General features: G+C 63.4%; 24 protein-coding genes. 10 read left to right on the top strand and 14 right to left on the bottom strand.

Going from position 1 to position 26,613, the window contains the following annotated elements; all coding sequences use genetic code 11:
* Window positions 1–22: 22 nt before the first annotated feature.
* From B0G83_RS21800 to mpl, 7 genes are all read right to left on the bottom strand, one after another.
* Window positions 23–1,192 (bottom strand): 2-dehydro-3-deoxygalactonokinase, encoded by a 1,170-nt coding sequence (locus B0G83_RS21800; RefSeq protein WP_105509469.1) that lies wholly within the window; start codon window positions 1,190–1,192, stop codon window positions 23–25.
* Window positions 1,189–2,193: an IclR family transcriptional regulator gene (locus B0G83_RS21805; protein WP_105509470.1), complete on the bottom strand. Its 1,005-nt coding sequence runs from the start codon at window positions 2,191–2,193 to the stop codon at window positions 1,189–1,191. The genes B0G83_RS21800 and B0G83_RS21805 overlap by 4 nt, the downstream gene beginning before the upstream one ends.
* A 1,049-nt stretch (window positions 2,194–3,242) precedes the next feature.
* Entirely contained in the window at window positions 3,243–3,965 is a 723-nt protein-coding gene (gene mtgA / locus B0G83_RS21815) for a monofunctional biosynthetic peptidoglycan transglycosylase (protein WP_105509472.1), read from the bottom strand.
* Between the two features lie 50 nt (window positions 3,966–4,015).
* Window positions 4,016–4,879: a shikimate dehydrogenase gene (aroE, locus tag B0G83_RS21820; protein ID WP_105509473.1), complete on the bottom strand. Its 864-nt coding sequence runs from the start codon at window positions 4,877–4,879 to the stop codon at window positions 4,016–4,018.
* A complete protein-coding gene (locus B0G83_RS21825) occupies window positions 4,876–7,035 on the bottom strand; it encodes a ribonuclease catalytic domain-containing protein (RefSeq protein WP_105509474.1) in 2,160 nt (719 codons plus the stop codon). Before B0G83_RS21825 ends, aroE begins: the two co-directional genes overlap by 4 nt.
* A 217-nt stretch (window positions 7,036–7,252) precedes the next feature.
* Window positions 7,253–7,855 (bottom strand): YqiA/YcfP family alpha/beta fold hydrolase, encoded by a 603-nt coding sequence (locus B0G83_RS21830; RefSeq protein ID WP_105509475.1) that lies wholly within the window; start codon window positions 7,853–7,855, stop codon window positions 7,253–7,255.
* Complete coding sequence (gene mpl / locus B0G83_RS21835) at window positions 7,852–9,246, bottom strand: UDP-N-acetylmuramate:L-alanyl-gamma-D-glutamyl-meso-diaminopimelate ligase (protein ID WP_105509476.1); 1,395 nt, start codon at window positions 9,244–9,246, stop codon at window positions 7,852–7,854. The genes B0G83_RS21830 and mpl overlap by 4 nt, the downstream gene beginning before the upstream one ends.
* A gap of 207 nt (window positions 9,247–9,453) precedes the next feature.
* Between mpl and B0G83_RS21840 the strand changes: the two genes are divergently transcribed.
* The 10 genes from B0G83_RS21840 (at window position 9,454) to B0G83_RS21885 (ending at window position 17,748) form a co-directional block, all read left to right on the top strand.
* A complete protein-coding gene (locus tag B0G83_RS21840) occupies window positions 9,454–10,107 on the top strand; it encodes a UDP-N-acetylmuramate--alanine ligase (RefSeq protein WP_105509477.1) in 654 nt (217 codons plus the stop codon).
* A 10-nt stretch (window positions 10,108–10,117) separates the two neighbouring features.
* Complete coding sequence (locus tag B0G83_RS21845) at window positions 10,118–10,666, top strand: TlpA disulfide reductase family protein (protein ID WP_105509478.1); 549 nt, start codon at window positions 10,118–10,120, stop codon at window positions 10,664–10,666.
* 194 nt (window positions 10,667–10,860) lie between these two features.
* On the top strand, window positions 10,861–11,316 hold the full coding sequence (gene aroQ, locus B0G83_RS21850; protein ID WP_105509479.1) for a type II 3-dehydroquinate dehydratase: 456 nt from the start codon (window positions 10,861–10,863) through the stop codon (window positions 11,314–11,316).
* 69 nt (window positions 11,317–11,385) lie between these two features.
* A complete protein-coding gene (gene accB / locus B0G83_RS21855) occupies window positions 11,386–11,859 on the top strand; it encodes an acetyl-CoA carboxylase biotin carboxyl carrier protein (protein WP_105509480.1) in 474 nt (157 codons plus the stop codon).
* A 127-nt stretch (window positions 11,860–11,986) separates the two neighbouring features.
* Complete coding sequence (accC, locus tag B0G83_RS21860; protein WP_105509481.1) at window positions 11,987–13,354, top strand: acetyl-CoA carboxylase biotin carboxylase subunit; 1,368 nt, start codon at window positions 11,987–11,989, stop codon at window positions 13,352–13,354.
* Between the two features lie 3 nt (window positions 13,355–13,357).
* Window positions 13,358–14,260 (top strand): 50S ribosomal protein L11 methyltransferase, encoded by a 903-nt coding sequence (prmA, locus tag B0G83_RS21865; protein WP_105509482.1) that lies wholly within the window; start codon window positions 13,358–13,360, stop codon window positions 14,258–14,260.
* Between the two features lie 48 nt (window positions 14,261–14,308).
* A complete protein-coding gene (locus B0G83_RS21870; protein ID WP_105509483.1) occupies window positions 14,309–15,637 on the top strand; it encodes a zinc-ribbon and DUF3426 domain-containing protein in 1,329 nt (442 codons plus the stop codon).
* A gap of 76 nt (window positions 15,638–15,713) precedes the next feature.
* Window positions 15,714–16,214: a thiol peroxidase gene (tpx, locus tag B0G83_RS21875; protein ID WP_035548722.1), complete on the top strand. Its 501-nt coding sequence runs from the start codon at window positions 15,714–15,716 to the stop codon at window positions 16,212–16,214.
* Between the two features lie 93 nt (window positions 16,215–16,307).
* The gene (locus tag B0G83_RS21880; protein ID WP_105509560.1) at window positions 16,308–17,246 is read left to right on the top strand and encodes a carbohydrate kinase family protein; all 939 of its coding nucleotides are present in this window, start codon (window positions 16,308–16,310) and stop codon (window positions 17,244–17,246) included.
* 25 nt (window positions 17,247–17,271) lie between these two features.
* Entirely contained in the window at window positions 17,272–17,748 is a 477-nt protein-coding gene (locus tag B0G83_RS21885; protein ID WP_035548728.1) for a glycine zipper 2TM domain-containing protein, read from the top strand.
* A 286-nt stretch (window positions 17,749–18,034) separates the two neighbouring features.
* On the opposite strand, the gene B0G83_RS21890 is transcribed toward B0G83_RS21885, so the two are convergent.
* The 7 genes from B0G83_RS21890 to B0G83_RS21925 form a co-directional block, all read right to left on the bottom strand.
* Window positions 18,035–18,721, bottom strand: a complete 687-nt coding sequence (locus B0G83_RS21890; RefSeq protein WP_105509561.1) for a histone H1-like DNA-binding protein — start codon at window positions 18,719–18,721, stop codon at window positions 18,035–18,037.
* Between the two features lie 30 nt (window positions 18,722–18,751).
* Window positions 18,752–19,078: a hypothetical protein gene (locus B0G83_RS21895; RefSeq protein ID WP_105509484.1), complete on the bottom strand. Its 327-nt coding sequence runs from the start codon at window positions 19,076–19,078 to the stop codon at window positions 18,752–18,754.
* 86 nt (window positions 19,079–19,164) lie between these two features.
* Window positions 19,165–20,397 carry a ribonucleotide-diphosphate reductase subunit beta gene (locus tag B0G83_RS21900; RefSeq protein ID WP_105509485.1) on the bottom strand — a complete coding sequence of 411 codons (1,233 nt, stop codon included), beginning with the start codon at window positions 20,395–20,397 and terminating at the stop codon, window positions 19,165–19,167.
* 785 nt (window positions 20,398–21,182) lie between these two features.
* Window positions 21,183–24,179 carry a ribonucleoside-diphosphate reductase subunit alpha gene (locus tag B0G83_RS21910; RefSeq protein ID WP_105509487.1) on the bottom strand — a complete coding sequence of 999 codons (2,997 nt, stop codon included), beginning with the start codon at window positions 24,177–24,179 and terminating at the stop codon, window positions 21,183–21,185.
* A 529-nt stretch (window positions 24,180–24,708) separates the two neighbouring features.
* Window positions 24,709–25,305, bottom strand: a complete 597-nt coding sequence (ampD, locus tag B0G83_RS21915; protein WP_105509488.1) for a 1,6-anhydro-N-acetylmuramyl-L-alanine amidase AmpD — start codon at window positions 25,303–25,305, stop codon at window positions 24,709–24,711.
* Entirely contained in the window at window positions 25,302–25,637 is a 336-nt protein-coding gene (locus B0G83_RS21920; protein WP_105509489.1) for a PP0621 family protein, read from the bottom strand. The genes ampD and B0G83_RS21920 overlap by 4 nt, the downstream gene beginning before the upstream one ends.
* A 9-nt stretch (window positions 25,638–25,646) precedes the next feature.
* Window positions 25,647–26,564: an inner membrane protein YpjD gene (locus B0G83_RS21925; RefSeq protein ID WP_105509490.1), complete on the bottom strand. Its 918-nt coding sequence runs from the start codon at window positions 26,562–26,564 to the stop codon at window positions 25,647–25,649.
* Window positions 26,565–26,613: the final 49 nt, after the last annotated feature.

A 26,613-nucleotide genomic window follows, 5' to 3' on the forward strand; every position in this document is an offset into this window, starting at 1 on the left:
TCGTGAGCGGCGGTGTGGCCGCCTAGCCGGCGCGGGCCGCGTGAGCGGCCGGATTGACGAGTCCCGCCTGCGAGGCGACACGCCACAGGCCGCGCTCGGTAGCGTGCTTGACCAGTTCCGCCTGGGTGCAGCCGAATTGCGCCAGCGCGAGGCGATAGCGTTCGCACAGCGCTTCATTGCCGATCAGACGCAGACTTTGTCCCGCGACCGAATTCTGTTGCTGCATCAGCACGGCTTCAAGGCCGGCCAGTTCGTGGCCGATCAGCAGGCCCGACAGATAGTCGGGTTGCTGTTCGCGCGACAGTTGTCCGGTGAGACCCAGCGTACGGCTGCTGAAGATCGTGGCGAGCACGCCTGCCTGACCCCGATCGCGCGCGATCTTCACGCCATGCAGGAAGGCGGCGGTGTCCGCGTGGTCCGGCGTCAGCATCGTGCGGCCGAGGATCGTGTGTTCGCGCAGTGCCGCGAAGACTTCGCCGGTCATGAAGGTGTGAAAACGTTCGATGCGGTTGGCTTCGACGACCGCCCATTTGGCGTGGGTGCCGGGGAGGCCGATCAGGGCGCGCTTGGACGGGGCGGTTTGGGCCGCATTCGCGTTGGCCGTGTTCGCGGCGTGTTCCGCGTTCGCTTCCTGGCCGAGCGCGCCGAAAATCTGCGTCTCTTCGCCGCGCATCACGTTGGGCAACTCGCCGCGTTGCAGCACGCCCGGCACGATATGCAGCGTGACGCCACATGCCGCCTTCACGCTGACGATGCCCGCCACCAGCGCTTCGGCGCTCGCCGGCGCTTCGACGTACGGCGCTTCCATCCAACCCTGCGCACTGCCGACCATCCCGGCCGCGATCACCGGCACGCCGGGCGCCTGCTTGAGCCACGCGCCGCAGGCGTCGTCGAAAGCCGCGTCGAAACCGCCTTGTTCGGCGGGGCGCGGCAGATTCATGATGCCGGCCGTCGATGCGTGCGTGGCCAGCACTTGACCGTCGGCGTCGAAGAGATACGCGCGCAGTGAGGTCGTGCCCCAGTCGAGCGCGATCAGCGCGGCTTGGGTGAGGTTGGCGGTACCGGTCGCGCTCCCGGCTGCGTTGGCGTTCGTGTTTGCGACGGCGCTCGCATGCGCGGCGACATCCGCCCCGCCTGCCGCCTGTGCGGCGACGGGATGGTTAGCCGGTGTGGAGGAACCCGCTGGCTTCATCGTTTGATCCTGCGGGTTGCGGGTTGCGGGGCGCGCCAGCCGAGTTCTTCCGAGATCGCGCGCGCTTCGCGCTGCACGACCGGGATCAATTCATCCATGCGTTCCAGCGACATATACGGAATCGTGCTCGCCACCGACAGCGCTGCCACCACCGCGCCCGACGCATCGCGCACGGGGGCCGCGACGCAGCGGATCGACGCCTCGTTTTCCTCGAGGTCGAAGGTATAGCCGCCGGCTGCGTAATTAGTCATGCGCTGCATGAAGGTCTGCGCGTCGGGGCGGTTATCCGGTTTGAAGCTGACGCCCGCGAGCGCGCGCCGCGACGCATCGAACAGCGACTGCCAGACGTCGGGCGTGAGGTCGAGCATCATCGCCTTGCCGATTCCCGTCGACGCCAGCGGCATACGATGACCGACGCGCGAGCGCATTTCGAGGCCACGGGTGCCGGGGATTTTGTCGATGTAGAGCACATCGTCGCCGTCGCGCACGCCGAGATGGATCGTGTCGAGCGTTTGTTCCGCGAGCGATTCGAGATGCTGGCGCGCGACCGCGGTGAGCGGCATCTGTTCGAGCGCGATGGTGCCGAGTTCGATCAGTTTCGGGCCAAGCAGATAGCCGCCTTGCACCTGACGCAGGTAGCGCGCCTGGACGAGACTGCTAACCAGCCGATGCGTGGTGCTGCGGGTCGTGCCGAGCGCGGCGCCGAAGGTGCGCAGATCACGCACGCCAGCGGCGGCGGCTTCGAGAATCGCGAGACCGCGCAGCAGCGTTTGCGTGCCGGCTTGTTGCGGGGTGATGTCCAGCAGCGTGCTCGGGAGGGCGATTTCGTCGGCCGTGGAGCGCTGGGCCGGTACTTTCGGGTTCGCGTTTGCGGTGCCGGCTGCACGCGGCGGTTTGGCCGCGATCGGCTGATGCTCGGCGGCATGCGTTCCGTGATCGGCTGGCGACGCCAGGTCGGCTTCGGACGCGCTCGCGGCGTGGGTTGGCATCGCTTTGTTCATGGCGATTCGCTTTTGGGTGGTTTTTTGCGCTTACAGCGCGGGGCCGGAGAGGTGGCCTGATTTGCCCGCTTTGCTTGCTTTGCCCGCTTTGCTTGCTTTGCCCGCTTTACCACTGGCGTGGTGGGGCTGCCTTTGCTTGGGTGGCATGGTTTGGTTTGTCTCCGGTTTTTTTTGGTGCTGTCGCTTGGGCGGGGACTTTTTTTGTCGCCGCTGTGCGTGTTGGGTTGGATTCTAGGGCGGTTTTTGGAAAGCTCCAATATGTGAGTGTTTGATTCATATAATGGGATTTTTTGCTGACGTGGGGTTGGGTTTTTTGGCTGCGAGCTTGCGGGTGTTGGCCTTTTCTTGATTTCTTAGTGGTCTATTGGCGTTGCCCCTGTGCGGGGCGGCACTCACTTTCTTTGCCGCCGCAAAGAAAGTAAGCAAAGAAAGCGGGCTCAAACCGCCAGCCCATAAGCGGGTCCCCCGCACAGCCACGGTAGTGGCTCATCTGGAATCCGTGCCCCCGCACACTCCGCACCCGTGACAAAGGACTCATTCATCCCGCCTCGCGCTGCGCGCGCGGCGGAACGGTCGTTCGGAAACACGGGGGCTTTTTCGCGTAGCGAGACGTCGCTTTCGCCTCAGCGAGATGCCGAAGATAATCTTTTTTCTAAATTCGCCATGCACCACGACTCTCGCGAATGCGAGAAAAGACAGGCGATTTTGAGCGATGCAGGCAGTGAAGAATTCGCCAGCGAGAAATGAAATCCAGATTTACGGAAAAACCACAACGGCGCGCGCAGCGCCGCCGGAAGAATGACTGCTGTGCCACTAGCGGGAAATGTGCAAGAGCACGGATTCCAGATGAGCCACTGCCGTGGCTGTGCGGGGGACCCACTTATAAGCTGGCGGTGTGAGCCCGCTTTCTTTGCTTACTTTCTTTGCGGCGGCAAAGAAAGTAAGTGCCGCCCCGCACAGGGGCAACGCCAATAGACCACTAAGAAAGCAAGAAAAGGCCAACACCCTAAAAAAAACACCCAAAACGCCGAGCAGGCAAAAAAACCCACTTAATCGGGCAACTCCGCAGCCCCCATACGACGGGCAATCACCCTCGACCTCTGAGCCAAATACCCCGACCCTCGATGCTCATCAAAATACTTAGGCTGCGGCAGCATAACCGCCAACCTGGCCGACTGCCCAGCGGTCAACTTACTCGCCGAAGTTTTATAATAATAATGAGCCGCGGCTTCAGCCCCATAGACCCCATTCCCCCACTCAACGGAGTTGAGATAAATCTCAAATATCCGCTGCTTATCCATCAAGGTCTCAAGCATCCACGTAATAATAAGCTCCTGCCCTTTCCGGATATAACTTTTCTCCCGCGACAAAAACAGATTCCGGGCCAACTGCTGAGTAATGGTAGACCCACCGCGAACAATTTTACCCTTGGCCTTATTCCGCTCCCAAGCCTGCAAAATCGCATCGGTCTCATACCCATTATTATTAACAAAATTCGCATCTTCAGAAGCAATAATCGCCCGCTTCAAATTGTGCGAAATCTGCTCATACGGCACCCACGTATGCTGCAACGCCAGATCCGGCCGATCCTGCGACAACCGCCAAGCATCCGACCGCATGAAAGCCGTCGAAGAAGGATTAACGGAATTCCACACCGCAATCTGCGCGAAATAAAACGCCTGCGTCGCGAGCCATGCAATCGCCACCACCATGCCCAGATAAAACATCCATCGCACCGGACCTGGCCGGCTTCCGCGCCGCGTCGCTGTCATCGTGCTTCCCGTCCTCGAATCGGTGAATTCGACAAAGTGAATCGGCCGCCCTAAACGGGAGACGGCGCACTCAACAACGCACGCAGTTCGGCCAGCACCGGCGCGCCGTCAGGCCGCACGCCGCGCCATACGTAAAACGATTCGGCCGCCTGCTCGACCAGCATGCCCAACCCGTCCGCGCCACGCGCACCCAACTTGCGCGCGTGCTCCATGAACACCGTGGGCTGCGCACCGTACATCATGTCGTAAGCCAACGTCCCATCGCCAAACGCCCGGTCGTCGCACTCGGGCAACGACGCCTCCAGGCTGCCCGCCGTCGCGTTGACGATCACGTCGTAAGCGCCCGCCTCGATCGCTGCCGCGCTGCCGCCGCTCAGACGGCACGCGGCGTCGCGCGCGGCCTGCGCGAATTGAGCGACCAGCGCCTCAGCCTTCGCCGCCGTACGATTGACGATGGTCAGCGTATGCGGCGCACGATCCAGCATCGGCAGTACCACGCCACGCGCAGCCCCGCCCGCGCCCAGCAACAGAATGCGTGCGCCCTTCAACGACACGCCAAGATTCACTTCGATGTCACGCACGAGGCCAAAGCCGTCTGTGTTGTCGCCGTAAACACCGTTTGCGTCGAAACGCAGGGTGTTCACCGCGCCCGCCGCCGCCGCACGCGGCGACAACGTGTCGGCGAATGCATGCGCGTCGAGCTTGAACGGCACGGTCACGTTCAAACCGCGCCCGCCCGCTTCGACAAACGCGCGCACGTGCGACTCGAACGCGTCCACCGGCGCGAGCAGGTGGCCGTATTCGACCGGCTCGCCGGTCTGCGCGGCAAAGCGTCCGTGGATAAACGGTGATTTGCTGTGCCCGACCGGATTGCCGATCACCGCGTAACGATCGAGCGAATCGGTCGCGTTCATCGTCCCGGCTCCGCGATGTGCTGATCCGCTGCGGTATTGGTGGCATTGGTGGCGTCGGTCGTGCCGGCGCCATCCGCGCTTTGCGCGTGGCTGGCGCTGTCGCCCTCGCCGCTCGCTTCGGCGCCGTCGAGCTCCGCTTCGGCCTGGGCCTCGGCTTCGCCTTCGGCGCTGTCGTCCGGCGCGTCGACGATCTCTTCTTCGCTCTCGTCGGCTTCCTCGGCTTCTTCAGCCTCGCTGCCGCTCGTCACGGCCGGCGCGTCGAGCACGTGCAGCAGACGCACGGACGCTTCGACGGTCAGTTCGTCGATCGACATCACTTCCATCTGCAGACGCGTACCGCGTGCATGCACGCCAAGACCCGGCACATGCAGCAGCAACGGAATTTCTTCCAGACGCACCAGATCGCCCTTCACCACCGACGCCACCACCTGCTTGCGGTTCTCCTGCTTCAGCCAACGCAAACACCAGAAGTACTCCATGCGACGCTGGTGATCGGCATACGCGCTATAGGTGTCGTCGAAACCTTGCACGACGGCGAACAGATCGGCGTCTTTCGGCTTGAACGGCGCGGCCAGCTTGGCGGTCACGCCGTGCTGCACGCAGGCGATCAATTGCCACTGATTCACCAGGTCGACGTAACGGCGCAGCGGCGACGTGCTCCACGCGTATTGCGTCACGCCGAGGCCCTCGTGCGGCGCGGCGTTGGTCTGCATGCGGGTGCGCTTCGGGCCGGTCGGCGCGCCGAACGCGCGCTGCGTACGATAGATGCCCGGCACACCGTGGTCGTGCAGGAACGCGCCCCACGACGAGTTGGCGAGAATCGCCAGCTCGGCGACGATCGTGTCGAGCGGCGAACCGCGCCGACGCGGCGTGATCGTGATGTGCTCGCCTTCCACATAGAAGTTGAAGTCGGTATTGCGCTGCACCTCGCGACGCAGACCGTAGCCGGCACGCGCGGCCTGGCGCTTTTCGAACAGCGCCTGCGCGAACGGCCACAACGCGGCGATGTCTTCCTTGTGCGGATACTCGCCGGTGCCGGCGGCGAGCGCCTCTTCGGTGACGAGCTCGTCGAGCGTGTTGTGGCGCAGATTGTTCTTCACGAACACGCGCTCGGCGCGCGTTTCGCTCGCGACGATTTCCTGCGTCTCGCGATTGACGATCACATACAGCGACAACGCCGGACGCAAGCCGCCTTCGGCCAGCGTGAACGCTTCAACGACGCTGTCGGGCAACATCGTGATCTTGTCGCCCGGCATATAGACCGTGGACAGGCGCGTGCGCGCGATCGCGTCGACCTCGTCGCCACGCTGAATGCCGAGCGCCGGCGCGGCGATGTGCACGCCGATCCGCAAACGGCCATCGCCGAGATGCTCGACGGAGAACGCGTCGTCGATTTCAGTCGTGGTGATGTCGTCGATCGAGAAGGCTTGCACGTCGGCTTCGGGCAAATCTTCCGGCAAGCCGCCGACCGTGACCGGCGGAAAACCCGTGCCGTGCGGGAAAAATTCCGACAGGAATTTCGCCTCGTGCAGCGCGCGCGCCGACGGAATCGCGCCGTTGTCGAGCATCAAACGCGCTTGCGAAATACCGCGCGCGGCAGCGGCGGCTTCGAGCGCCTTGTATTCGATCGTGTTCTTGTCGGGTTTGGTGAGCAGCCCCAGCGCCTTGCTGCCGGTGAAGCCTTCCGGCAGACGGCCGGCCTTCAGCTCGTCTTCGTAGCCCGCCTGCACCAGCGCCTGCTGACGCTTGCGCTCGAGGCCGGCCAGCGCCATCTTCAGTTGCTCCTGCGGCGCGCGCTGATACATGCCGCGGCCCTTGCGACGGAAGTACACCGGCGAACCGTGCAAGCGCAGCACCAATGCGGCACGCTCGATCGCCCCGAAGCCTTCGCCGAAATACTCCGCGCCCAATGCGGCGAACGGGAATTCGTCTTCAGGCGCGCACTCCCACAGGAAGTCCAGATCGATCTCCTGCGCGGCGGTGTCGGCTTGCTGCATCAGCTCGGCTGCGCTCGGTTTTTCGAACTCGATCAACACGTCTTTGGCGCGCACCTTTGCACGCCGGCCACCCGGCAACTCGACCTGAAAAGCATCGCCCTGGCGCGACAGCACGCTGCCCGCCTTGAAACTGCCCGATTCCTCGAAGAAAACGTTCACTCAATACTCTCGTTCTGACTTGCATCTGCCGGCGCGTCCGACCCGGTTCGGCGATCGGTCACTTGCGTGCGCGGCACGGCAACGTGTTCGTGGTAGTGGATCCGCGGCGCGATGCGCGCGCCGGCGGGTTGAAGCTGGGTTGAATCCTGTTGAAACTGTTTGTGCAACGCGACAGGTAGCCTTGCTGTCGCGCACCGGTTCGCCGGGCCATCCCGACTCAGGCGGCCTCGCGCGGCGCCGGCGGTTCGATATCTTCCGCGTCGCAAAAGGCCAGCACCTCATCGACGTATTGCGCAAACTCGCTGATCGCGTGGTCGCTCCCTTCGATCAGCGTAGTGCGTGCGCCCGGATAGTGCGCGAGCATTTCGCGGTAGTCGAGCACTTCGTCGCCGGTGGCGGCCATCAAATAATAGCGTTCGGGCTGCGTGATCGATGCGACGCCGAGCGCGCGCAATTCGTCCAGATGATGCGGCTCGACGACAATACTGCCGCCGCCATGCCACAACGGCTGCTCGCCGAGATAGGCGCTCAGGTCGCGCTGCGGCACCACCGCCGGGTTCAACAATACCGCCGGCCAGCCGTGTTTTTCCGCCAGATACGTGGCGAAATAGCCGCCGAGCGAACTGCCGATCACCGTCACGCGCGGCGTGCCGGCCGCGGCCACCAGCGATTCGACCAGCGCCACCGTCTCGAACGGCGACACCGGCAGCATCGGGCAGCACCATTCGTCGCTGCGACCCAGTTCCACCAGACGCGCCGCCAGCACGCGCGCCTTGAACGAATTGGGCGAAGAACGGAAACCGTGCAGATAAAGAATCACGCAGCGCCTCGCGCGGAAAGGGCGTCGAGCAGCTTCTGATGCACGCCGCCGAAGCCGCCGTTGCTCATTACCAGAATCTGGTCGCCGGGGCGCGCGGCGTGAACCACGGCTTTGACCAGCGCGTCCAGATTGTCGAAAGCCTGCGCCTTGCCGCCGAGCGGCGCGAGCGCTTCGCCGAGATTCCAGCCGAGCGCGTCGCGACCGGCGGCCGCGCCGTAGCCGAATACGAGATCGGCGTCGGCCAGGCTGGCCGGCAATTGCGCCTTCATCACGCCCAGCTTCATGGTGTTCGAGCGCGGCTCCAGCACGGCCAGAATCCGCGTGTTGTCGCGGCCGACGCGCGCGCGTAAGCCGGCCACGGTCGTATCGATCGCGGTGGGATGATGCGCGAAGTCGTCGTACACCGTCACGCCGTCGACGCTGCCGCGCACTTCCATGCGGCGCTTCACGTTGCGAAAGCTTGCCAGCGAATGCGCGGCCTGCGCCGGCGGCACGCCGACATGGCGCGCAGCGGCGATCGCGGCCAGCGCGTTCATACGGTTATGTTCGCCCTGCACCTGCCACTCGACCTCGCCGACGCGTGCGCCGTTGTGATACACGGCGAAACGTTCGTCGACCGGCACGCCTTCTTCCGCCGGCAGCGTTTCCCAGCCGCCCTGCACGCCGAAACGCTCCACTTCGCTCCAGCAACCGCGCGTCAGCACGCGCTCCAACGCGTCCTCGCGGCCGTTCGTCACGACCCGGCCAATGCCCGGCACCGTGCGGATCAGGTGATGGAACTGCGTTTCGATCGCGGCGAGATCCGGGAAGATGTCAGCGTGATCGAACTCCAGATTGTTCAGCACCGCGGTCTTGGGGCGGTAATGGACGAACTTCGAGCGCTTGTCGAAGAAGGCCGTGTCGTATTCGTCGGCCTCGATCACGAAGAAGCTCGAATCGGTCAGACGCGCCGACACGCCGAAATTCAACGGCACGCCGCCGATCAGGAAGCCCGGATTCAGGCCGGCGTCCTCCAGCAGCCAGGTCAGCATGGAACTGGTGGTGGTCTTGCCGTGCGTGCCGGCCACCGCCAGCACCCATTTGCCGCTCAGCACATGCTCGCCGAGCCACTGCGGGCCGGACACATACGGCAGGCCGCGGTCGAGAATCGCTTCCATTAGCGGATTGCCGCGCGAGACGACGTTGCCGATCACGAACAGATCCGCGTTCAGGCCGTTCAGTTGGTCCGCGTCGTAACCTTCGATCAGGCCGATGCCCTGTGCCTCGAGCTGCGTGCTCATGGGCGGATAGACGCCGGCGTCGCAGCCCGTCACGGTATGACCCGCTCCGCGCGCGAGGACCGCAAGACCGCCCATGAACGTGCCGCAGATACCGAGGATGTGGATGTGCATAAGCCTGTCGTGCCGCGCGGGCGTTTTTTGCGTGGGATGGGAGTGCAGAAGAACGGCCGGAACGATGCCGAAGCGGCCGTCTGCGAAGGACGCTATTGTAACCGACGGCTCCCGATCGCCCTACGCGGGGCCGGCCGTTCGGCCAGCATCAACGCTTGGCGCCGGGCGGCGAAAAGTCGCGTCATCAATCTCTAGTATGATTGCCGGATGGTCCGCAAATCACATTTCGATCCCCAGCGCGTGCGCGAAGAAATCGCAATCGCGGCTGCCCGGATGATCGCCGAAGACGGTCTCGACTACGCCACGGCCAAGCGCAAAGCGGCGCGGCAGGTAGTCGGCGAGAGCCGTGTTGCCGGCGAATGGCTGCCCGATAACGACCAGATCGAAGAAGAAATCCGTGAATACCAGTCGCTCTTTCAGGGCGACAGCCAGCCGCTGCTGCTGCGGCGCCTGCGCCGTGTGGCGGTCGACTGGATGGAGCGGCTCGCGCCGTTCAATCCGTATCTGACCGGCGCGGTGCTCGGCGGCACGGCCGGCGAGCACTCCGACATTCACCTGCAGGTGTTCTGCGACAACCCGAAAGAAGTCGCGATCTACTTCCTGAACGCCAACATTCAGTACGACGTCTCCGAAACGCGGCATTTCGCCGGGCGCGGTTACGTCGAGACGCTGAGCTTCCTGTGGCGCCCGGCAAACGAAGGGCGCGAGGCGGAGCCGGTCGGCATTCACGTCGCGCTTTACGAAACCGACGACCTGCGCGGCGCGGTGCGGGCCGACGCGCGCGGCCGTACGGCCCGAGCCAATCTGCAGGCGGTTCAAACGCTGCTCAATAGCAGCGAAGCTACCCCTTCTACTAATTAGACTGACAACCATGAATACGAGACGGATTCTGACAGGCGCGCTCGTCGCGATCGTTGCCGCCTGCGGCGGCGTGCTGGCCAACCACTGGTTCAGCGGCGACGGCGAAGTCGCCCACGCGGCGCAGACCGCAGCCGCGCCGAGCGCAGTCGAACAACTGTGGGCCGCGCCGGTCACCACCGTCGAAGGCAAGCCGCAGTCGCTAAGTTTGCTCAAAGGGCACCCAATCGTCGTCAACTTCTGGGCGTCGTGGTGCGGTCCGTGCGTCGAGGAAATGCCGGCGCTGTCGCAACTTCAGCGCGACTACGCGAAGAAAGGGATCCAGTTCGTCGGACTTGGCGTCGATTCGGAGAAAAACGTCCAGGCGTTCATGCAAAAGGTGAAGGTGGCCTACCCGATCTACATTACCGGCTTTGGCGGCGCCGACCTGGCGCGGGCCTTCGGCAACAACGCGGGCGGCCTGCCGTTCACCGTGGTGATCGACGCCAAAGGCAATGTCCGCTCGACAAAATTAGGCCAAATCAACCCGGAAGCGCTCCGGCGGACCCTCGACGCGCTTTAAACCTCACATTCTTTTGACGCTCGATTCCTGCCGGTACGCGCAAAAATACGCGCAAATCGCATGAATTTGAGAGAAGATGGGCGCCCGGCGCAACGGCAAATCGCCGCCCGCGCCGCTCGTTACGTGCGGGAAACTAGACAAGTTTCTCTAATCAGCGCTAAAGTGCGCCCAATTCCACGGAAAAAGAAGCGACCATGACGCGACTGCTGGTACTGCACGGACCCAACCTCAACCTTCTCGGCACCCGGGAACCCGAGGTCTACGGTCGCGTGACCTTGCCGCAGATCGATCAGGCGCTGGCGGACCGCGCAGCGGACGCAGGCGTTGAACTGGCGTCGTTCCAGAGCAACCACGAAGGCGCTCTGGTGGATCGCATCCAATCCGCCCGGACTGAAAAAACCGATTTCATACTGATCAATCCCGCCGCGTACACGCACACCAGCGTGGCCATTCGGGACGCACTGGCGGGGGTCGGCATCCCGTTCGTCGAGATTCATCTGTCGAACGTGCATCGTCGCGAACCGTTCCGGCATCACTCGTATTTCTCCGACCAGGCTGAGGGCGTGATTTGCGGCCTCGGCTGGAAGGGATATCTGTACGCGCTCGAATTCGCGCTCGACCGGTTCGCCGCCGGTTCGTCGCGCGGCTGATTCCAAACACGTCTAATTTGCGCCGGCTGCGTATGCGCCGGCACTTTACGCATTGAAAGGGGCTTCCTGATGGATCTACGTAAACTGAAAACTCTGATCGACCTCGTCTCGGAGTCCGGTATCTCCGAACTCGAAGTGACCGAGGGCGAAGGCAAGGTGCGCATCGTCAAGAACGCGCCGCCGGTTTACGTGCAACCGTCCGCCTCGTACGCGCCGCAATACGCGCAGCCGGCTCCGTTCCCGGGCGGCGAAGCGCCGGCTGCGGCCGCCGCGGGTGCCCCGGCCACGCCGGCTGCCGTCGCGCCGCAGGGCCACGTGGTGACCTCGCCGATGGTCGGCACGTTCTACCTCGCGCCGTCGCCGGGCGCCGAGCCGTTCGTTCAGGTGGGCGACACGGTCAAGGAAGGCCAGACGATCTGCATCATCGAAGCGATGAAGCTGCTCAATGAGATCGAGTCGGACAAGGCCGGCGTGGTGAAGGAAATCCTCGTCGATAACGGCCAGGCGGTCGAGTATGGCCAACCGCTGTTCGTAGTCGGCTAACGCGGCACGCTTTGCGCTTTTTGCGCCTGCCGCCCGCGCGTCCACCCTCCCGGGGCGCGCGACCGATCCTCTGAGGTAGCCTGCACCGTGACCGGCCGGGCACCCATTGATGAGTCGAAAAACCGCTATGTTTGAAAAAATTCTCATTGCCAATCGTGGCGAGATCGCGCTCCGCATCCAGCGCGCGTGCCGCGAGCTCGGCGTCAAGACCGTCGTCGTCTATTCCGAAGCCGACAAGGAAGCCAAGTACGTGAAGCTCGCCGACGAGGCGGTCTGTATCGGCCCGGCGCCTTCGAATCTGAGCTACCTGAACATGCCGGCGCTGATCAGCGCGGCTGAAGTGACGGACGCCGAAGCGATCCACCCGGGCTACGGCTTCCTGTCGGAAAACGCCGACTTCGCCGAGCGCGTCGAGCAGTCCGGCTTCACCTTCATCGGCCCGCGCCCGGAAACGATCCGGATGATGGGCGACAAGGTCACGGCCAAGCAGACCATGATCAAGACCGGCGTGCCGTGCGTGCCGGGTTCGGAAGGCGCGTTGCCGGACGATCCGAAAGAGATCGTGAAAATTGCCCGCCAGGTCGGCTATCCGGTCATCATCAAGGCCGCCGGCGGCGGCGGTGGCCGCGGCATGCGCGTGGTCCACACGGAAGCGGCGCTGGTCAACGCGGTCAACATGACGCGTGAAGAAGCCGGCCGCGCGTTCGGCAATCCGCAGGTCTACATGGAGAAATTCCTGGAGAACCCGCGGCACATCGAAATTCAGATCCTCGCCGATTCGTTCAAGAACGCGGTGTGGCTCGGCGAGCGTGACTGCTCGATGCAGCGTCGTCACCAGAAAGTGATCGAAGAAGCGCCGGCGCCGGGTATCGCGCGCCGCCTGATCGAGCGGATCGGCGATCGTTGCGCGGACGCCTGCAAGAAGATGGGCTATCTGGGCGCGGGTACGTTCGAGTTCCTGTACGAAAACGGCGAGTTCTATTTCATTGAAATGAACACGCGCGTGCAGGTCGAACACCCGGTGACCGAGCTGATCACGGGCGTCGACATCGTGCAGGAACAGATCCGCATCGCGGCCGGCGAGAAGCTCGCCTTCCGTCAACGCGATATCGTGTTCAAGGGTCATGCGATCGAATGCCGGATCAACGCGGAAGATCCGTTCAAATTCACGCCGTCGCCGGGTCGGTTGACCTCGTGGCATATGCCGGGCGGCCCTGGCATTCGCGTCGATTCGCACGCCTACAACGGCTATTTCGTCCCGCCGAACTACGATTCGATGATCGGCAAGCTGATCGCTTACGGTGCGACGCGCGAGCAGGCGATCAACCGGATGCGTATCGCGCTGTCGGAAATGGTGGTGGAAGGCATTCAGACCAACATCCCGCTGCATCGCGAGCTGATGCTGGACGCGAAGTTCGTCGAAGGCGGCACCAGCATTCACTACCTCGAAAACCGGTTGGCCGCGAAGCAGCAGGCCGCGCCGGAAGAAGCGTAAGTCATGAGCTACCGGGAATTGATCGTCGAGCTGGCACGCGAGCACGCGGAAGAATTTTCCGACGCGCTGCTCGAGTTGGGCGCGTTGTCCGTGTCGGTCGAAGATGCGGACGCCGACACGCCCGACGAGCAGCCGTTGTTCGGCGAGCCCGGTCTCACACCGGATCGCAGCGCGTGGCAGCGTTCGCGCGTGATCGCGCTGCTCGCGCCGGAACACGAACCGGCGCTGCTGCTGACCGCCGCGGCCAATGAAATCGGCCTCGCGAACGCGCCGTCGTTCACGGTGCGGGAAGTCGAAGACCAGGATTGGGTGCGGCTCACGCAGTCGCAGTTCGATCCGATCAAGATCGGCGAGCGCATCTGGGTCGTGCCGTCGTGGCACGATGCGCCGGACCCCGAAGCACTGGTGCTCGAACTGGATCCGGGCCTCGCGTTCGGCACCGGCAGCCATCCCACCACGCGTCTGTGCATGGAATGGCTCGAGCAATCGGTGCAGGCCGGGCAATCCGTGCTCGACTACGGTTGCGGCTCCGGCATTCTCGCGATCCTCGCGCAGAAGTGCGGCGCGCAACCGGTGTTCGGCATCGACATCGATCCGCAAGCGGTCGAGTCGGCGCGTCAGAACAGCGAACGCAACCGCGCGGACGTCACGTACGGTTTGCCGGACGCCTGCCCGAGCGGCGAATTCGACATCGTGGTCGCCAACATTCTGTCCAACCCGCTCAAGCTGATGGCGTCGATGCTGGCGTCGAAGGTCAAACCGGGCGGCAGGATCGCGTTGTCCGGCATTCTGGCGCGCCAGGCGGACGAAGTCGCGCAGGTCTACGCGCAGTGGATCGATATCGGCGTATGGCGCGAACACGAAGGTTGGGTATGTCTATCGGGAACGCGCCGCGAAAGCCATTAGAATAGGGCGTATTGTCCAACCAACGGCCTTGCGGCTTATCGGCTCAATATGCTCCTGGCAACGCGTTGCCCCTTCTGCGAAACCGTCTTCCGCCTGCAACCGGCGCAGCTCGCGCTGCGCCGCGGCCTCGTGCGCTGCGGGCATTGCCATGAAGTATTCGACGCCTCGAGCAGCCTGTTCGACGTCACCGAAGGCGGCGACTTCTCCACCGCCAAACCGGTCGAAGCCGCCGCCGCGATCGAGGCGCTATCCGGCGTTCGCGCCAAGGCGCCTGATTTCAGCGCTGAAGCGTGGGATCCCTGGGCGCCGACGCCAGACGCCGCGGTCGACAATCGCCTGCTGCACGACACCCACAATGTGCCGCTCTCGTCGGTTTCCACCGGCGCGGGTGTAGCGGTCACGCCGCATCACGCGCACTCGCACGAACCCGAACTTCCGCCCAGCAGTTTCAGCACGCCCGTTCCACCTGACGACGAACCGGCGCTCGCCGATGCGCCGCTCGAACCGTTCGCCTACCGAGCCGAGCCGCCGGCTGAAGACGCGCCACGCGTTTGGCACAAAACCGAGCGGGCTTCCGAACCTTCGTTGGACGAACCGGTTCTGCCTGAATCGACTAGCCTCCACGGCATCCCCGATAACGAGCCGCGTTTTCACTCCGCCAGTTTTGGCGCGGCGGCCGGCGCCACGACCGCCGAGGCTGAGGCCGAAGCCGACCACAGCAGGACGGCGCGCTCCGGCGCGTCAACCGCCTACCCGTCTACCCCAGAGGCCGACGAACCGACCGCCTTCTCCGGCGCTGCGGCCGCCGCCAGCGGCGAGCCGTTCTCCGTCAATCCGGTGAACGACGGGGTGGATCCGTTCCCGGTTGTGCGCGAAACGCGCCCGGCCGAGCCACGGCGCCTCGGCTGGATAATCGCCGGTTCGGTGGTGGCTGTGCTGCTGGTCTTGGCGCTGCTCGCGCAACTCGCCTGGTGGCAGCGCGAAACCGTGCTGGTCTACTTCCCGAGCACGCAAACGCTCTACGCGAAAGCTTGCGCGCAACTCGGCTGCCTCGTCACGCCGCCGCACGACATCGACGGCTTGCAGGTCGAACCGTCCGATCTGCGGCAGATCGACGGCCCGCACAAGCTCGAACTGAAGATGCCGCTGCGCAACCGCTTCAACGTGGCGCTGGCCTACCCCGCCATCGAACTCACGCTGCTCGACGACCAGAACAACGTCGCCGTGCGCCGCGTGCTGTGGCCGCAAGACTACGTCCCGCCCGGCACACCGATCGCGGCTGGCCTGCCGGCCCGCAGCACGCAGACGATGATCGTGCATCTCGACACCGGCAACGCGGTCGCTTCCAATTTCCGCGTACAGATTTTTTATCCGTAACGCATTCTCGCGCGCCCAGCCATGATCGGGCGCATTCACCGTCAACGTCATTACTGACGAATTTCCGGAGCACAACATGAGTCAAGTCACGCTGGGTGGCAACCCGATCGACGTAGCCGGCACGTTCCCGTCGGTGGGCCAGAACGCCCCCGCTTTCTCGCTGGTCGGCAAGGACCTGAAGTCGCTGTCGCTCGCCGATTTCGCCGGCAAGCGCAAGGTGCTGAACATTGTGCCGAGTCTCGACACGCCGACCTGCGCGACGTCGACCCGCAAGTTCAACGAAGCCGCCGCGAAGCTGACCAACACGGCCGTGATCGTCGTGTCGGGCGACCTGCCGTTCGCCGCGTCGCGTTTCTGCACGACCGAAGGCATCGAGAACGTTGTCACGGCGTCCACGTTCCGCGGCCACGAATTCGCGCAAGCCTACGGCGTCGACGTGACCAGCGGCCCGCTGACGGGCCTGACGGCACGCGCCGTGGTGGTGCTCGACGAACACGACAAGGTCGTGCACGCCGAGCTGGTCGGTGAAATCAAAGACGAGCCGAACTACGACGCAGCCCTCGCCGCGCTGAAGTAAAACCTTCGCGCACGAACCCCGGCGCCGCGCTTCATGCGCGGCGCTGTCGTATCGTCGCGCGTTTTCTTTATTGTTTTCACAGGAATCCTCGCCTTGGCTACGCTGATTTGCGGCTCGCTCGCCTACGACAACATCATGACTTTCGAAGGCCGCTTCCGGGAGCACATCCTGCCGGAGCAGGTCCATATCCTGAACGTGAGTTTCCTGGTGCCGACCATGCGCCGCGAGTTCGGCGGCTGCGCGGGCAACATGGCTTACTCGCTGCATCTGCTGGGCGGCGACGCGCGCATCATGGGCACGCTCGGCGCGGTCGACGCGCAGTTGTACATGGACCGCTTCAAGGCGCTCGGCCTGTCGACGGAAAACGTGCTGGTGGTGCCGGACACGCACTCCGCCCAGGCGATGATCACCACCGACCTCGAGAACAACCAGATCGCCGCGTTCCATCCGGGCGCGATGATGCAGTCGCATCTGAACCGCGCCGATGAAGCAAAAGGCATCACACTCGCGATCGTCGGGCCGGACGGCTTCGACGGCATGGTCCAGCATTCGGAGCACCTGGCCGCTGCGGGCGTGCCGTTTGTCTTCGATCCGGGTCAAGGTTTGCCGCTCTTCGACGGCGCGACACTGCGGCGCATGATTGAACTTGCTACTTACGTAGCTGTCAACGATTACGAAGCCAAACTGGTGAGCAACAAAACGGGTTGGTCGATCGAAGAGATCGCCGGCAAGGTCGAAGCGCTGATCGTCACGCTCGGCGAACAGGGCTCGCAGATCCATCATGCCGGCGGCATCGAAGACATTCCGCCGGTCAAGGCTCGGCAAGTGCTCGATCCGACAGGTTGCGGCGACGCGTTTCGCGGCGGCTTGCTGTATGGCATCGAGAACAAGCTCGGTTGGGCGACCACCGGTCGTCTGGCGAGTCTGATGGGCGCGCTCAAGATCGAATGCCAGGGCCCGCAAAACTACGCGCCCACGCGGGCGGAGATCAACGAACGGTTCAAGCAGGCGTTCGGATACGACCTGCCGTAATACCGAAAGCTATTGGAGTTAGGGAATGAGAACAACGAGTCGCCTGGTCGTGGCCGCCTTGATTGCCGGTTCACTGGCCATGTCGGGGTGTGCATATAACAGCAGTTCCGCCGACGTCTATACGGCGTCGCAAGCGCAGCGCGAAGAAACGGTCCGCATGGGCACGGTCGACAGCGTACGTGCCGTCAAGATCAGTTCGAACAACGGTCAGCCGAGCGGCCTCGGCGCAATCGGCGGCGGCGCGTTGGGTGCGGTGGCCGGCAGTGCGCTTGGCGGTGGACGCGGTTCGATCGTCACGGGCATCATCGGCGGTCTCGCGGGTGCGGTGGCCGGTAATGCGGTCGAGAACGGCGTCGCGGTGCATGACGGGCTCGAGATTACCGTGCGACTCGATAACGGCGACATGCGCGCCATCACGCAGAGCGCTACCGGCGAGATCTTCCGTGCCGGCGACCGCGTGCGGCTCCTGTCGAGCGGCGGCGTGACACGCGTCACGCACTAAGGTTTCCCCTCTCGCGCGGCAAGGCTCAGGCCGCCGCCGCGGCGACCTCACACGCATGCCCTCCCCTGTGCATGCGTTTTTTTTCGCCCGCGGATTTTGCTTCAGTTAGTGATGCCGGGCGAACGCAGCGCGTCGAGCACCTAAGCGCCAGGCAAAAAAAATCCCGTCGCCGGAAAACGGCAACGGGACCCTGACCGAGTAGCGCTCTCTACACAACCTTAAGCGCTACTCGATCATCGGACACATCGCGCGATGTGTCGAAGTACTTCTGAAGCTCAGCTACCGCTTACGGACGGCTGCCTGTCGGGAACGGCCATGCTGCTGCCGGGTTCAGCGCGGTCTTCACCGTCGCTGCCGGTGCTGCGCTCGTGACAGTCGTCGCTGCGGGTGCGGGTGCAGCCTTCTTGGCAACAGCCTTCTTCGCAGGAGCAGCCTTCTTCGCAGGAGCGGCAGCCTTCTTCGCCGGTGCAGCCTTCTTCGCGGGAGCGGCCTTCTTGGCAGCGGGAGCAGCCTTCTTCGCAGCAGGCGCAGCCTTCTTGGCAGCAGCCTTTTTCGCAGCAGGCGCAGCCTTCTTCGCAGCAGCCTTCTTGGCGGGCGCAGCCTTCTTCGCAGCAGCCTTCTTAGCCGGTGCAGCCTTCTTCGCTGCGGCCTTCTTAGCCGGTGCTGCCTTCTTCGCTGCAACCTTCTTCACTGCGACTTTCTTTGCCGGTGCTGCTTTCTTCGCCGGCGCTGCCTTCTTCGCTGCAACCTTCTTCACCGCGACTTTCTTTGCAGCAACCTTCTTGGCCGGAGCAGCTTTCTTCGCTGCAACCTTCTTCGCCGGTGCTGCCTTCTTCGCTGCAACCTTCTTCACCGCGACTTTCTTAACAGCGACTTTCTTCGCCGGAGCGGCCTTCTTGGCCGGCGCAGCCTTCTTGGCTACAACCTTCTTGGCTGCGGGTTTCTTAGCGGCTGCTTTCTTGATAGTTGCCATCATTTTCTCCTTCAGGTTTTCAGATGAGAGTCAGTTCAAACACCACCCTTCGTCAAAACCCGCTTCCCGCGGACGCTTCTCAGGGCGCGCGCTACGAAGCGAGCTATTCATCGGCGTACGCAGGTGCTGCGCGCTTACGCTAATGAATGCGGTAAGGCGCGCCGTGCCGAAAGGCACCGCGCGCCAGATCTGTTCGGCGTTGAAACTCAACGCCGGCAATTGCTTGATCGGGCCGCCGGCGATCACGCCAGCGGCTTTTTCCGGGGGGAAGTTTGCCCATCCCACTGAAGGGTTCGCAAAGTGCCAGTCATGTTTGTGGGCCGCGAAGGCACGCGGCGCACCGGGCAAGCTTTGCATCAGGCGGTTCTGCTCCTAACCAAAATTGCCGCGGCGAAGGCCTGCGGCATCCCCATCAATGAATGCATCTGCAGCACGAACCCGGATCACTCCCAAGTCAGCGCGCCGCCAGTCTGATATTCGATCACTCGCGTCTCGAAGAAGTTGCGTTCCTTCTTCAGGTCGATCATTTCGCTCATCCACGGGAACGGGTTTTCTTCGTTCGGGTACAGCGGATCGAGACCGATCTGCTGGCAACGGCGGTTGCAGATGAAGCGCAGATAGCTCTTGAACATCGACGCGTTGAGGCCGAGCACCCCGCGCGGCATCGTGTCTTCTGCGTAACGATATTCGAGTTCGACCGCTTGCTGGAAGATCTCGCGGATGTCCGCGCGGAACTCAGCCGTCCAGAGTTGCGGGTTTTCGAGTTTGATCTGGTTGATCAGGTCGATGCCGAAGTTGCAGTGCATCGACTCGTCGCGCAGGATGTATTGGTACTGTTCCGCCGCGCCGGTCATCTTGTTCTGACGGCCGAGCGCCAGGATTTGCGTGAAGCCGACGTAGAAGAACAGGCCTTCCATCACACAGGCGAACACGATCAGCGAGCGCAGCAGCGTCTGGTCTGTCTCGAGCGTACCGGTCTTGAAGCCCGGATCGGTCAGCACATTGATGTACGGAATCAGGAATTCGTCTTTCGCGCGGATCGAACCCACTTCGTGATACGCGTTGAAGATTTCGCCTTCGTCGAGGCCCAGCGATTCGACGATGTATTGGTAAGCGTGGGTGTGGATCGCCTCTTCGAACGCCTGGCGCAGCAGGAACTGGCGGCATTCGGGCGCCGTGATGTGGCGGTAGGTGCCCAGCACGATGTTATTGGCGGCCAGCGAATCCGCCGTCACGAAGAAGCCCAGGTTGCGCTTGACGATGCGGCGCTCGTCTTCGGTCAGACCGTTCGGGTCTTTCCACAAGGCGATGTCGCGCGACATGTTCACTTCTTGCGGCATCCAGTGGTTGGCGCAGCCCGCCAGGTATTTTTCCCAGGCCCACTTGTATTTGAACGGCACCAACTGATTGACGTCGGTCTGCCCGTTGATGATGCGCTTGTCGGCGACGTTGACTCGCGCTTCCGAAACGGCAGCCGTTCCAGCAGCGTGAGCAGCGGCGATACCGCTTTCGAAAACCTCTTGCGATGCGAAGACGTTTCGATCCGAGGGAGCATGAGGAGCGGGACGCATTCCGACTTGCGAACCGACAGCCGATCCCGCAGCGCTGCGCAACACATCTTGTTGCGCGCCGCTCGAGGGAGGTACGGCAGTGATCTCGTCATCCCAGTTAAGCATAAATGTCACCATCAATTTAGAACGGTTTGTACCATCTTTTCACGAGCGATAAAAGAGTTCGCTGATGAAAAATCCTGTTTTCGATTCGCGTTGCTACGTTCATACAACACTTTGTTCAACAGACTCTGTGAGTCGCCTCGCGTGAAGCGTGTTGAACGTGTGTCGTCGAGGTGCTTCGCGAGCTCGAAGAGCAACGTGTCGATGCGACGTTTCGCTGCTCTATCTATCTGTATTGCGGAGTGCGTTTGCAGCATCTCGCGGTTGCGTTCTGCTGCGTCGCGCTACTCTCTGCGTTGCTCGTTGCGTTGCTCGTTGCGTTGCTCGTTGCGTTGCTCGTTGCGTTGCTCGTTGCGTTGCGCTTCGCGTTGCTCCGCAGAGGTCTCGCGTTACTGCTGCGACTGTCTGTTCGTCAGTGCAAGCGAAGTGAAGTTCAATGTCGTGTCGAACGATGCATCGGGCCGGCTGCGTTGATCGGCCCATCGATCGAAGCGTTTGCTCAAGCGCGCTGTGCCGCGCGCTTCGTCGGGTGTCGCCGACTGCTGACTACTGACTGCTGATCTACCACTGAGGCCTCGCCGAGTTTCCACCGACCCGGTGCCTCGCGACTTCAGTCGCCTGCCCTCTTCGCTACTCGTCGACGAGCGGCGCGGCTTCGATTTCTTCCACCGCGCCGCTCATCGACTTCACTATTGCTTCATCGCATTCGGGTGACTACCTACAACCCGTCAGCAAGCAACGATCCCGCTATCTGCTTCGCGCTCGCCGGCAGCGCGGATTCGCGACACTTACTGGCAAGCTTCGCACTCGTCGAAACCCGCGTCGCCCGGACGCATCATGCAGACCGGACCATCCGCTTCCGGCGCTGCTTCGACGACTGCTGCCGTGGCCGCTGCAGCCTGAAAGCCGCCCGGCGTTGCGCCGCCTCCGTTCGCGCCGAAGCCACCCGCTGCGCCGCCAGCCGCGCCACCCGAACCTTCGCCGCCGCCCGAACTCACCGCGTTCAGTTGGCCGTGCGCCACCGTCGACTTCTCGACGTGCGTCGCCGCCATCGTGCGGAGGTAGTAGGTCGTCTTCAGACCGCGCACCCAGGCGAGCTTGTAGATCTCGTCGAGCTTCTTACCCGACGCGCCGCCCATGTAGATGTTCAGCGACTGCGCCTGGTCGATCCACTTCTGACGACGCGAAGCCGCTTCAACCAGCCACACCGGATCGAGTTCGAACGCGGTCGCGTAGATCGCGCGCAGGTCTGCCGGAATCCGGTCGATGCGCGACAGCGTGCCGTCGAAGTACTTCAGGTCGGCGACCATCACTTCGTCCCACAGACCGCGTGCCTTCAGGTCGCGCACCAGGTAGTCGTTGACCACCGTGAATTCGCCCGACAGATTCGACTTCACATACAGGTTCTGGAACGTCGGCTCGATGCAAGCCGACACGCCGATGATGTTCGAGATCGTCGCCGTCGGCGCGATCGCGACGCAGTTCGAGTTGCGCATGCCGTACTGGGCGACACGCGAACGCAGTTCGGTCCAGTCCATCGACTCGCTCGAGTCGACTTCCACGTACCCGCCACGCGCGTCGGCCAGCAGCTTCACCGAGTCTTGCGGCAGGATGCCGCGATCCCACAGCGAGCCGCGGTAGCTCGAGTAACGGCCACGCTCTTGCGCCAGTTCCGTCGACGCGTAGTAAGCGTAATAGCAGACCGCTTCCATCGACGTGTCGGCGAACGCCACCGCTTCCTGCGACGCGTACGGCGTGCGCAGCAGATGCAGACAGTCCTGGAAGCCCATGATGCCCAGACCGACCGGACGGTGCTTCAGGTTCGAGTTACGCGCCTTGGCAACCGCGTAGTAGTTGATGTCGATCACGTTGTCCAGCATGCGCATCGCGACGCTGATGGTGCGCTTGAGCTTGTCGTGGTCGAGCACGAGCGTGCCGTCGGCCTGTTCCTTCAGGTGGGCGACGAGGTTCACGGAGCCCAGGTTGCAGACGGCGATTTCGGCGTCGCTGGTGTTCAGCGTGATTTCCGTGCACAGGTTCGACGAGTGAACGACACCGACGTGCTGTTGCGGCGAGCGCACATTGCACGGATCCTTGAACGTGATCCACGGGTGGCCGGTTTCGAACAGCATGCCCAGCATCTTGCGCCACAGTTGCGCCGCCGGCAGCGTCTTGAACAGCTTGATCTCGCCGCGCGCGACCTTCGCTTCGTAAGCCGTGTAAGCCGTTTCGAATTCGGCGCCGAACTTGTCGTGCAGGTCCGGGCAGGTGGACGGCGAGAACAGCGTCCAGTCGCCGCCTTCCATCACGCGCTTCATGAACAGGTCGGGAATCCAGTTCGCCGTGTTCATGTCGTGCGTGCGACGACGGTCGTCGCCGGTGTTCTTACGCAGCTCGAGGAATTCCTCGATGTCCAGGTGCCACGTTTCCAGGTACGCGCACACCGCGCCCTTGCGCTTGCCGCCCTGGTTCACGGCGACCGCCGTGTCGTTGACCACCTTCAGGAACGGCACGACGCCTTGCGACTTGCCGTTGGTGCCCTTGATGTGCGAACCGAGCGCACGCACGCGCGTCCAGTCGTTGCCCAAGCCACCGGCGAACTTCGACAGCAGCGCGTTTTCCTTCAGCGCTTCGTAGATGCCGTCGAGGTCGTCGTCGACCGTGGTCAGGTAGCACGACGACAGTTGCGAGCGATGCGTGCCCGAGTTGAACAGCGTCGGCGTGGACGACATGAAGTCGAAGCTCGACAGGATGTTGTAGAACTCGATGGCGCGCGCTTCGCGGTCGATCTCGTTCAGCGACAGGCCCATCGCGACACGCATAAAGAATGCCTGCGGCATTTCGATGCGCACGCCGTCGTGATGCAGGAAGTAACGGTCATACAGCGTTTGCAGACCGAGGTAACCGAATTGCAGGTCGCGGCTGTTGTCGAGCGCGGCGCCCAGGCGCTTCAGGTCGAACTGCTGGAGCTTGTCGTCGAGCAGGCCGGCGCCGATGCCGCGCTTGATGAACTGCGGGAAGTACTCGGCGTAGCGGTTAGCCATTTCGCCTTGCGTGACTTCTTCTTCGAGGATCTCGCGGCGGATCGTGTGCAGCAGGATGCGTGCGGTGACCTGGCTGTAGGCCGGATCTTTTTCGATCATCGTGCGGGCAGCCAGGATCGCCGAGTCGTAGACCTGGGTCATCGGCACGCCGTCGTACAGATTCTTGACCGTTTCCGCGATGATGGGGTCGGCGCTCACGGCGTCGCCCAGATTCGCGCAAGCGGATTCAATGATGCCGCGCAGCGCAGCCATGTCGAGCGGACGCGTGACGCCGTTGTCGGTCACGTTCAGACCCGGCGTGTTGGCGACGATCTGGTCGTCATGGCCGCGCGCTTGGGTGCGCTTCTCGCGATACAGCACGTAAGCGCGCGCGACGTTGTGCTCGCCGCCGCGCATCAGCGCGAGTTCGACCTGATCCTGAATGTCTTCAATATGGAACGTGCCGCCGTTCGGGCGGCTGCGCACCAGCGCGCGCACCACGCTCTGCGTGAGTTGCTCGACCAGTTCGCGCACGCGCGCCGAAGCCGCACCTTGACCACCATTGACGGCCAGGAACGCCTTCGTCACGGCGATGGCGATTTTCGACGGCTCGAACGACACCACGGTGCCGTTGCGGCGGATCACCTTGTAGTCGGCGAGGGTCGCCTGCGGCGCGAGCGCCTGAGCGCCCTGTGGCTGGCCGAAGGCCTGGCCAGTCGATGAACCCTCATACCGGGTCGTCGCGTTGTCGGTGGTTTGCATGTGCAAAGCTCCTGGTCCTGGAAATGGTGCGGTGATTGCCGCGGATTAAAACGAACGCTGCGCCGCCGCGTGCGCAAGCGATGGGGTGCAGGAAAGAGGCCGGCTGAGCCGGTTGGCGGGATGCGACGGCGACGAAGCCTGATTCGAATTGAAAACGGTCTTCGTCGTATGCGTCGCGATCACTGGCTTAGCCCCTTCCCTGAATGCTTCTGGATGCCGCCGGTTGGTCTTGACCGGCCGCGCCGCAGGAATTTTTATCACTGCCCGGAATGCTTGCGGCGCCGTGCTCGGAGAGCGGGGCGCCGCCTATTTATGCACTCGGTTATCCACACAGTTATACACAGCCAACACAATATATGGTGTGAAACCGAATTTCTGGCACTAAGTATAGTGGAGATTCGAGACGGGTCAAATCGTTTTATTTGCTTTGAATGGGTTGACTTTTGGATAGCGCGACGCGGCGCACCTCGCCGGAGAACAAGGCTGCGCCTTGCTCCCGTCGCATCGCGCGAGGTCGCGCAACGAGGCGTTACGAGTTTGCGGAAAACTTGAGATAGGGGAAATACTGAGCGCCGAGCGCGGTGTCGCGCTGCAGACGTTGCCACTCGAAATGCGGGCCCGGATCGGTCTTGCGACCGGGGGCGATGTCCGAATGACCGGCAAGCGCCTCGACCGGATAGCGGGCCTTCAGCGCGCTCACGAGAGCGCCGAGCGTGCGGTATTGCGCCGCTTCGAAAGCAGTCGCGTCGCTGCCCTCCAGCTCGATCCCGATCGAGAAATCATTGCAGCGCTCGCGGCCGAAAAAATTCGACGGCCCCGCGTGCCACGCGCGCTCGTTGCACGACACGAATTGTTCGAGCGCGCCGTCGCGATGAATCACGAAATGCGCCGAAACCCGCACGCCGCGTAGGTGAGTGTCGTAGTACGGGTGAGCGTCGCAGTCGAGCGTGTTCAGGAACAACTCGGCGATCGCCGTGCCGCCGAACTCGTTCGGCGGCAGGCTGATGTTGTGAACGACGATCAGCGTCGGCACGGCGCCGTCGGGCCGCGCTTCGAAATTCGGCGAAGGGAGTTGGCTGGCGGCGGCGACCCAACCGTCGGCGTCGACGGTGAACGCGTCGCTCATCGAGCGTCGCGGCCCGACGGACGCGCGCTGTGGCGCTGCGCGTGGGCGGCGCTGCAGAAAGGCTGCCCCGCCACCACCACGGAGTCGCTCTTCGGCGCATGCACGCCGCACTCGGCGCAGCGGATCATCGGCTCGGCGAGTTGCGGGCGCGCCTGAGCTTGACCCGCCGGACGCGCAGCGCCGTTAGAACCGGCTTGCTGGCCCGACGCGCCGTTCGCACCCGCACCAGAACCGCCGGTACGCTGGGCGGTTTGCGCGTCATGACGACGCAGCGCCTTGACCAGCCATTGGCCCACGACGAACAGCAGGATCAGCAGAAATATTTGTCGCATGGAATACGCTCACACTACGGCACGGTGCAACAGCACCTCGAAGACGAAACGGCTGCCGACGTACGCCAGCAACAGCGCGACGAACGACGCCAGCACCCAGCGCAGGGCCGCGCGACCGCGCCAACCCGACACCTTGCGCGCGGTCAGCAGCGCGCCGAACATCACCCACGAAAGAATCGCGAACACGGTCTTGTGATCGAGCCGCAATGCGCGGTCGACCAGTTGCTCGCTGAACAGAATGCCCGACAGCAAGGTCAGCGTGAGCAGCACGAAACCCGCGCCGATCAGACGGAACAACAGCTTCTCCAACGTCAGCAGCGGCGGCAGCGTGTCGAGCCAGCTCGACAGCCAGCCGTTGCCGGCCGCGGCCGCATGCCGCGCCGCGACGCCACCGCGCATGGCGTGCAAACGCCGTTCGACCAGCAGCATCAGAATGGCGTGCAGCGCCGCGATCGCAAACAGACCATACGCGATGTTGGCGATCAGGAAGTGCAGCTTGAACAACGGCGCGGCCGAATAAGGCAGCACGCGCACGCCGCCGAACGCCAGCGGCATCAACGACGCGACGCAGGCGAGCGGCAACACCAGCAGACGCAACCCGTCGAGCGGAAAGAAAAAGCTCTCTATCCAATAGATGCCGGCGCCGAGCCAGAACATGGCCGACAGCGCGAACGCGAAGCCGAACACCATCGCGTTCTGCGGAAAGATGGTGGTGTGCAGCAGCACGCCGTGCGCGGCCAGTGCCACGCCGAGCAGTGCGCGGCCAGCCGAGCTCATGCCCGAGGCGGCCGGCACGCTTGCCGCGGCGGGCACCGGCGGCACGCTCTCGAGCATGGGGCGCACGGCGGCGTGCCGGTGCGAGCGCCAGCCTGCCACGGCTAAACCGCCGTAGAGGAGCGCAGTGAGGGCATACAGTACAATATCCATATTCGAAGTTTACACTAGGCCCCTACTCCGCGACGTCTTCCACTTCGCG

The organism is Paraburkholderia sp. BL21I4N1 (assembly GCF_002973525.1).
In the GTDB taxonomy this organism is placed as follows: domain Bacteria; phylum Pseudomonadota; class Gammaproteobacteria; order Burkholderiales; family Burkholderiaceae; genus Paraburkholderia.

What these genes read in the sequence shown, in the direction of transcription:
- B0G83_RS21800 (WP_105509469.1), bottom strand. Translation starts at nt 1,192, where the DNA reads ATGAAGCCAGCGGGTTCCTCCACACCGGCTAACCATCCCGTCGCCGCA.
- B0G83_RS21805 (WP_105509470.1), bottom strand. Translation starts at nt 2,193, where the DNA reads ATGAACAAAGCGATGCCAACCCACGCCGCGAGCGCGTCCGAAGCCGAC.
- mtgA (WP_105509472.1), bottom strand. Translation starts at nt 3,965, where the DNA reads ATGACAGCGACGCGGCGCGGAAGCCGGCCAGGTCCGGTGCGATGGATG.
- aroE (WP_105509473.1), bottom strand. Translation starts at nt 4,879, where the DNA reads ATGAACGCGACCGATTCGCTCGATCGTTACGCGGTGATCGGCAATCCG.
- mpl (WP_105509476.1), bottom strand. Translation starts at nt 9,246, where the DNA reads ATGCACATCCACATCCTCGGTATCTGCGGCACGTTCATGGGCGGTCTT.
- B0G83_RS21840 (WP_105509477.1), top strand. Translation starts at nt 9,454, where the DNA reads ATGGTCCGCAAATCACATTTCGATCCCCAGCGCGTGCGCGAAGAAATC.
- B0G83_RS21845 (WP_105509478.1), top strand. Translation starts at nt 10,118, where the DNA reads ATGAATACGAGACGGATTCTGACAGGCGCGCTCGTCGCGATCGTTGCC.
- aroQ (WP_105509479.1), top strand. Translation starts at nt 10,861, where the DNA reads ATGACGCGACTGCTGGTACTGCACGGACCCAACCTCAACCTTCTCGGC.
- accB (WP_105509480.1), top strand. Translation starts at nt 11,386, where the DNA reads ATGGATCTACGTAAACTGAAAACTCTGATCGACCTCGTCTCGGAGTCC.
- accC (WP_105509481.1), top strand. Translation starts at nt 11,987, where the DNA reads ATGTTTGAAAAAATTCTCATTGCCAATCGTGGCGAGATCGCGCTCCGC.
- prmA (WP_105509482.1), top strand. Translation starts at nt 13,358, where the DNA reads ATGAGCTACCGGGAATTGATCGTCGAGCTGGCACGCGAGCACGCGGAA.
- B0G83_RS21870 (WP_105509483.1), top strand. Translation starts at nt 14,309, where the DNA reads ATGCTCCTGGCAACGCGTTGCCCCTTCTGCGAAACCGTCTTCCGCCTG.
- tpx (WP_035548722.1), top strand. Translation starts at nt 15,714, where the DNA reads ATGAGTCAAGTCACGCTGGGTGGCAACCCGATCGACGTAGCCGGCACG.
- B0G83_RS21885 (WP_035548728.1), top strand. Translation starts at nt 17,272, where the DNA reads ATGAGAACAACGAGTCGCCTGGTCGTGGCCGCCTTGATTGCCGGTTCA.
- B0G83_RS21890 (WP_105509561.1), bottom strand. Translation starts at nt 18,721, where the DNA reads ATGGCAACTATCAAGAAAGCAGCCGCTAAGAAACCCGCAGCCAAGAAG.
- B0G83_RS21895 (WP_105509484.1), bottom strand. Translation starts at nt 19,078, where the DNA reads ATGCAAAGCTTGCCCGGTGCGCCGCGTGCCTTCGCGGCCCACAAACAT.
- B0G83_RS21900 (WP_105509485.1), bottom strand. Translation starts at nt 20,397, where the DNA reads ATGCTTAACTGGGATGACGAGATCACTGCCGTACCTCCCTCGAGCGGC.
- B0G83_RS21910 (WP_105509487.1), bottom strand. Translation starts at nt 24,179, where the DNA reads ATGCAAACCACCGACAACGCGACGACCCGGTATGAGGGTTCATCGACT.
- ampD (WP_105509488.1), bottom strand. Translation starts at nt 25,305, where the DNA reads ATGAGCGACGCGTTCACCGTCGACGCCGACGGTTGGGTCGCCGCCGCC.
- B0G83_RS21920 (WP_105509489.1), bottom strand. Translation starts at nt 25,637, where the DNA reads ATGCGACAAATATTTCTGCTGATCCTGCTGTTCGTCGTGGGCCAATGG.
- B0G83_RS21925 (WP_105509490.1), bottom strand. Translation starts at nt 26,564, where the DNA reads ATGGATATTGTACTGTATGCCCTCACTGCGCTCCTCTACGGCGGTTTA.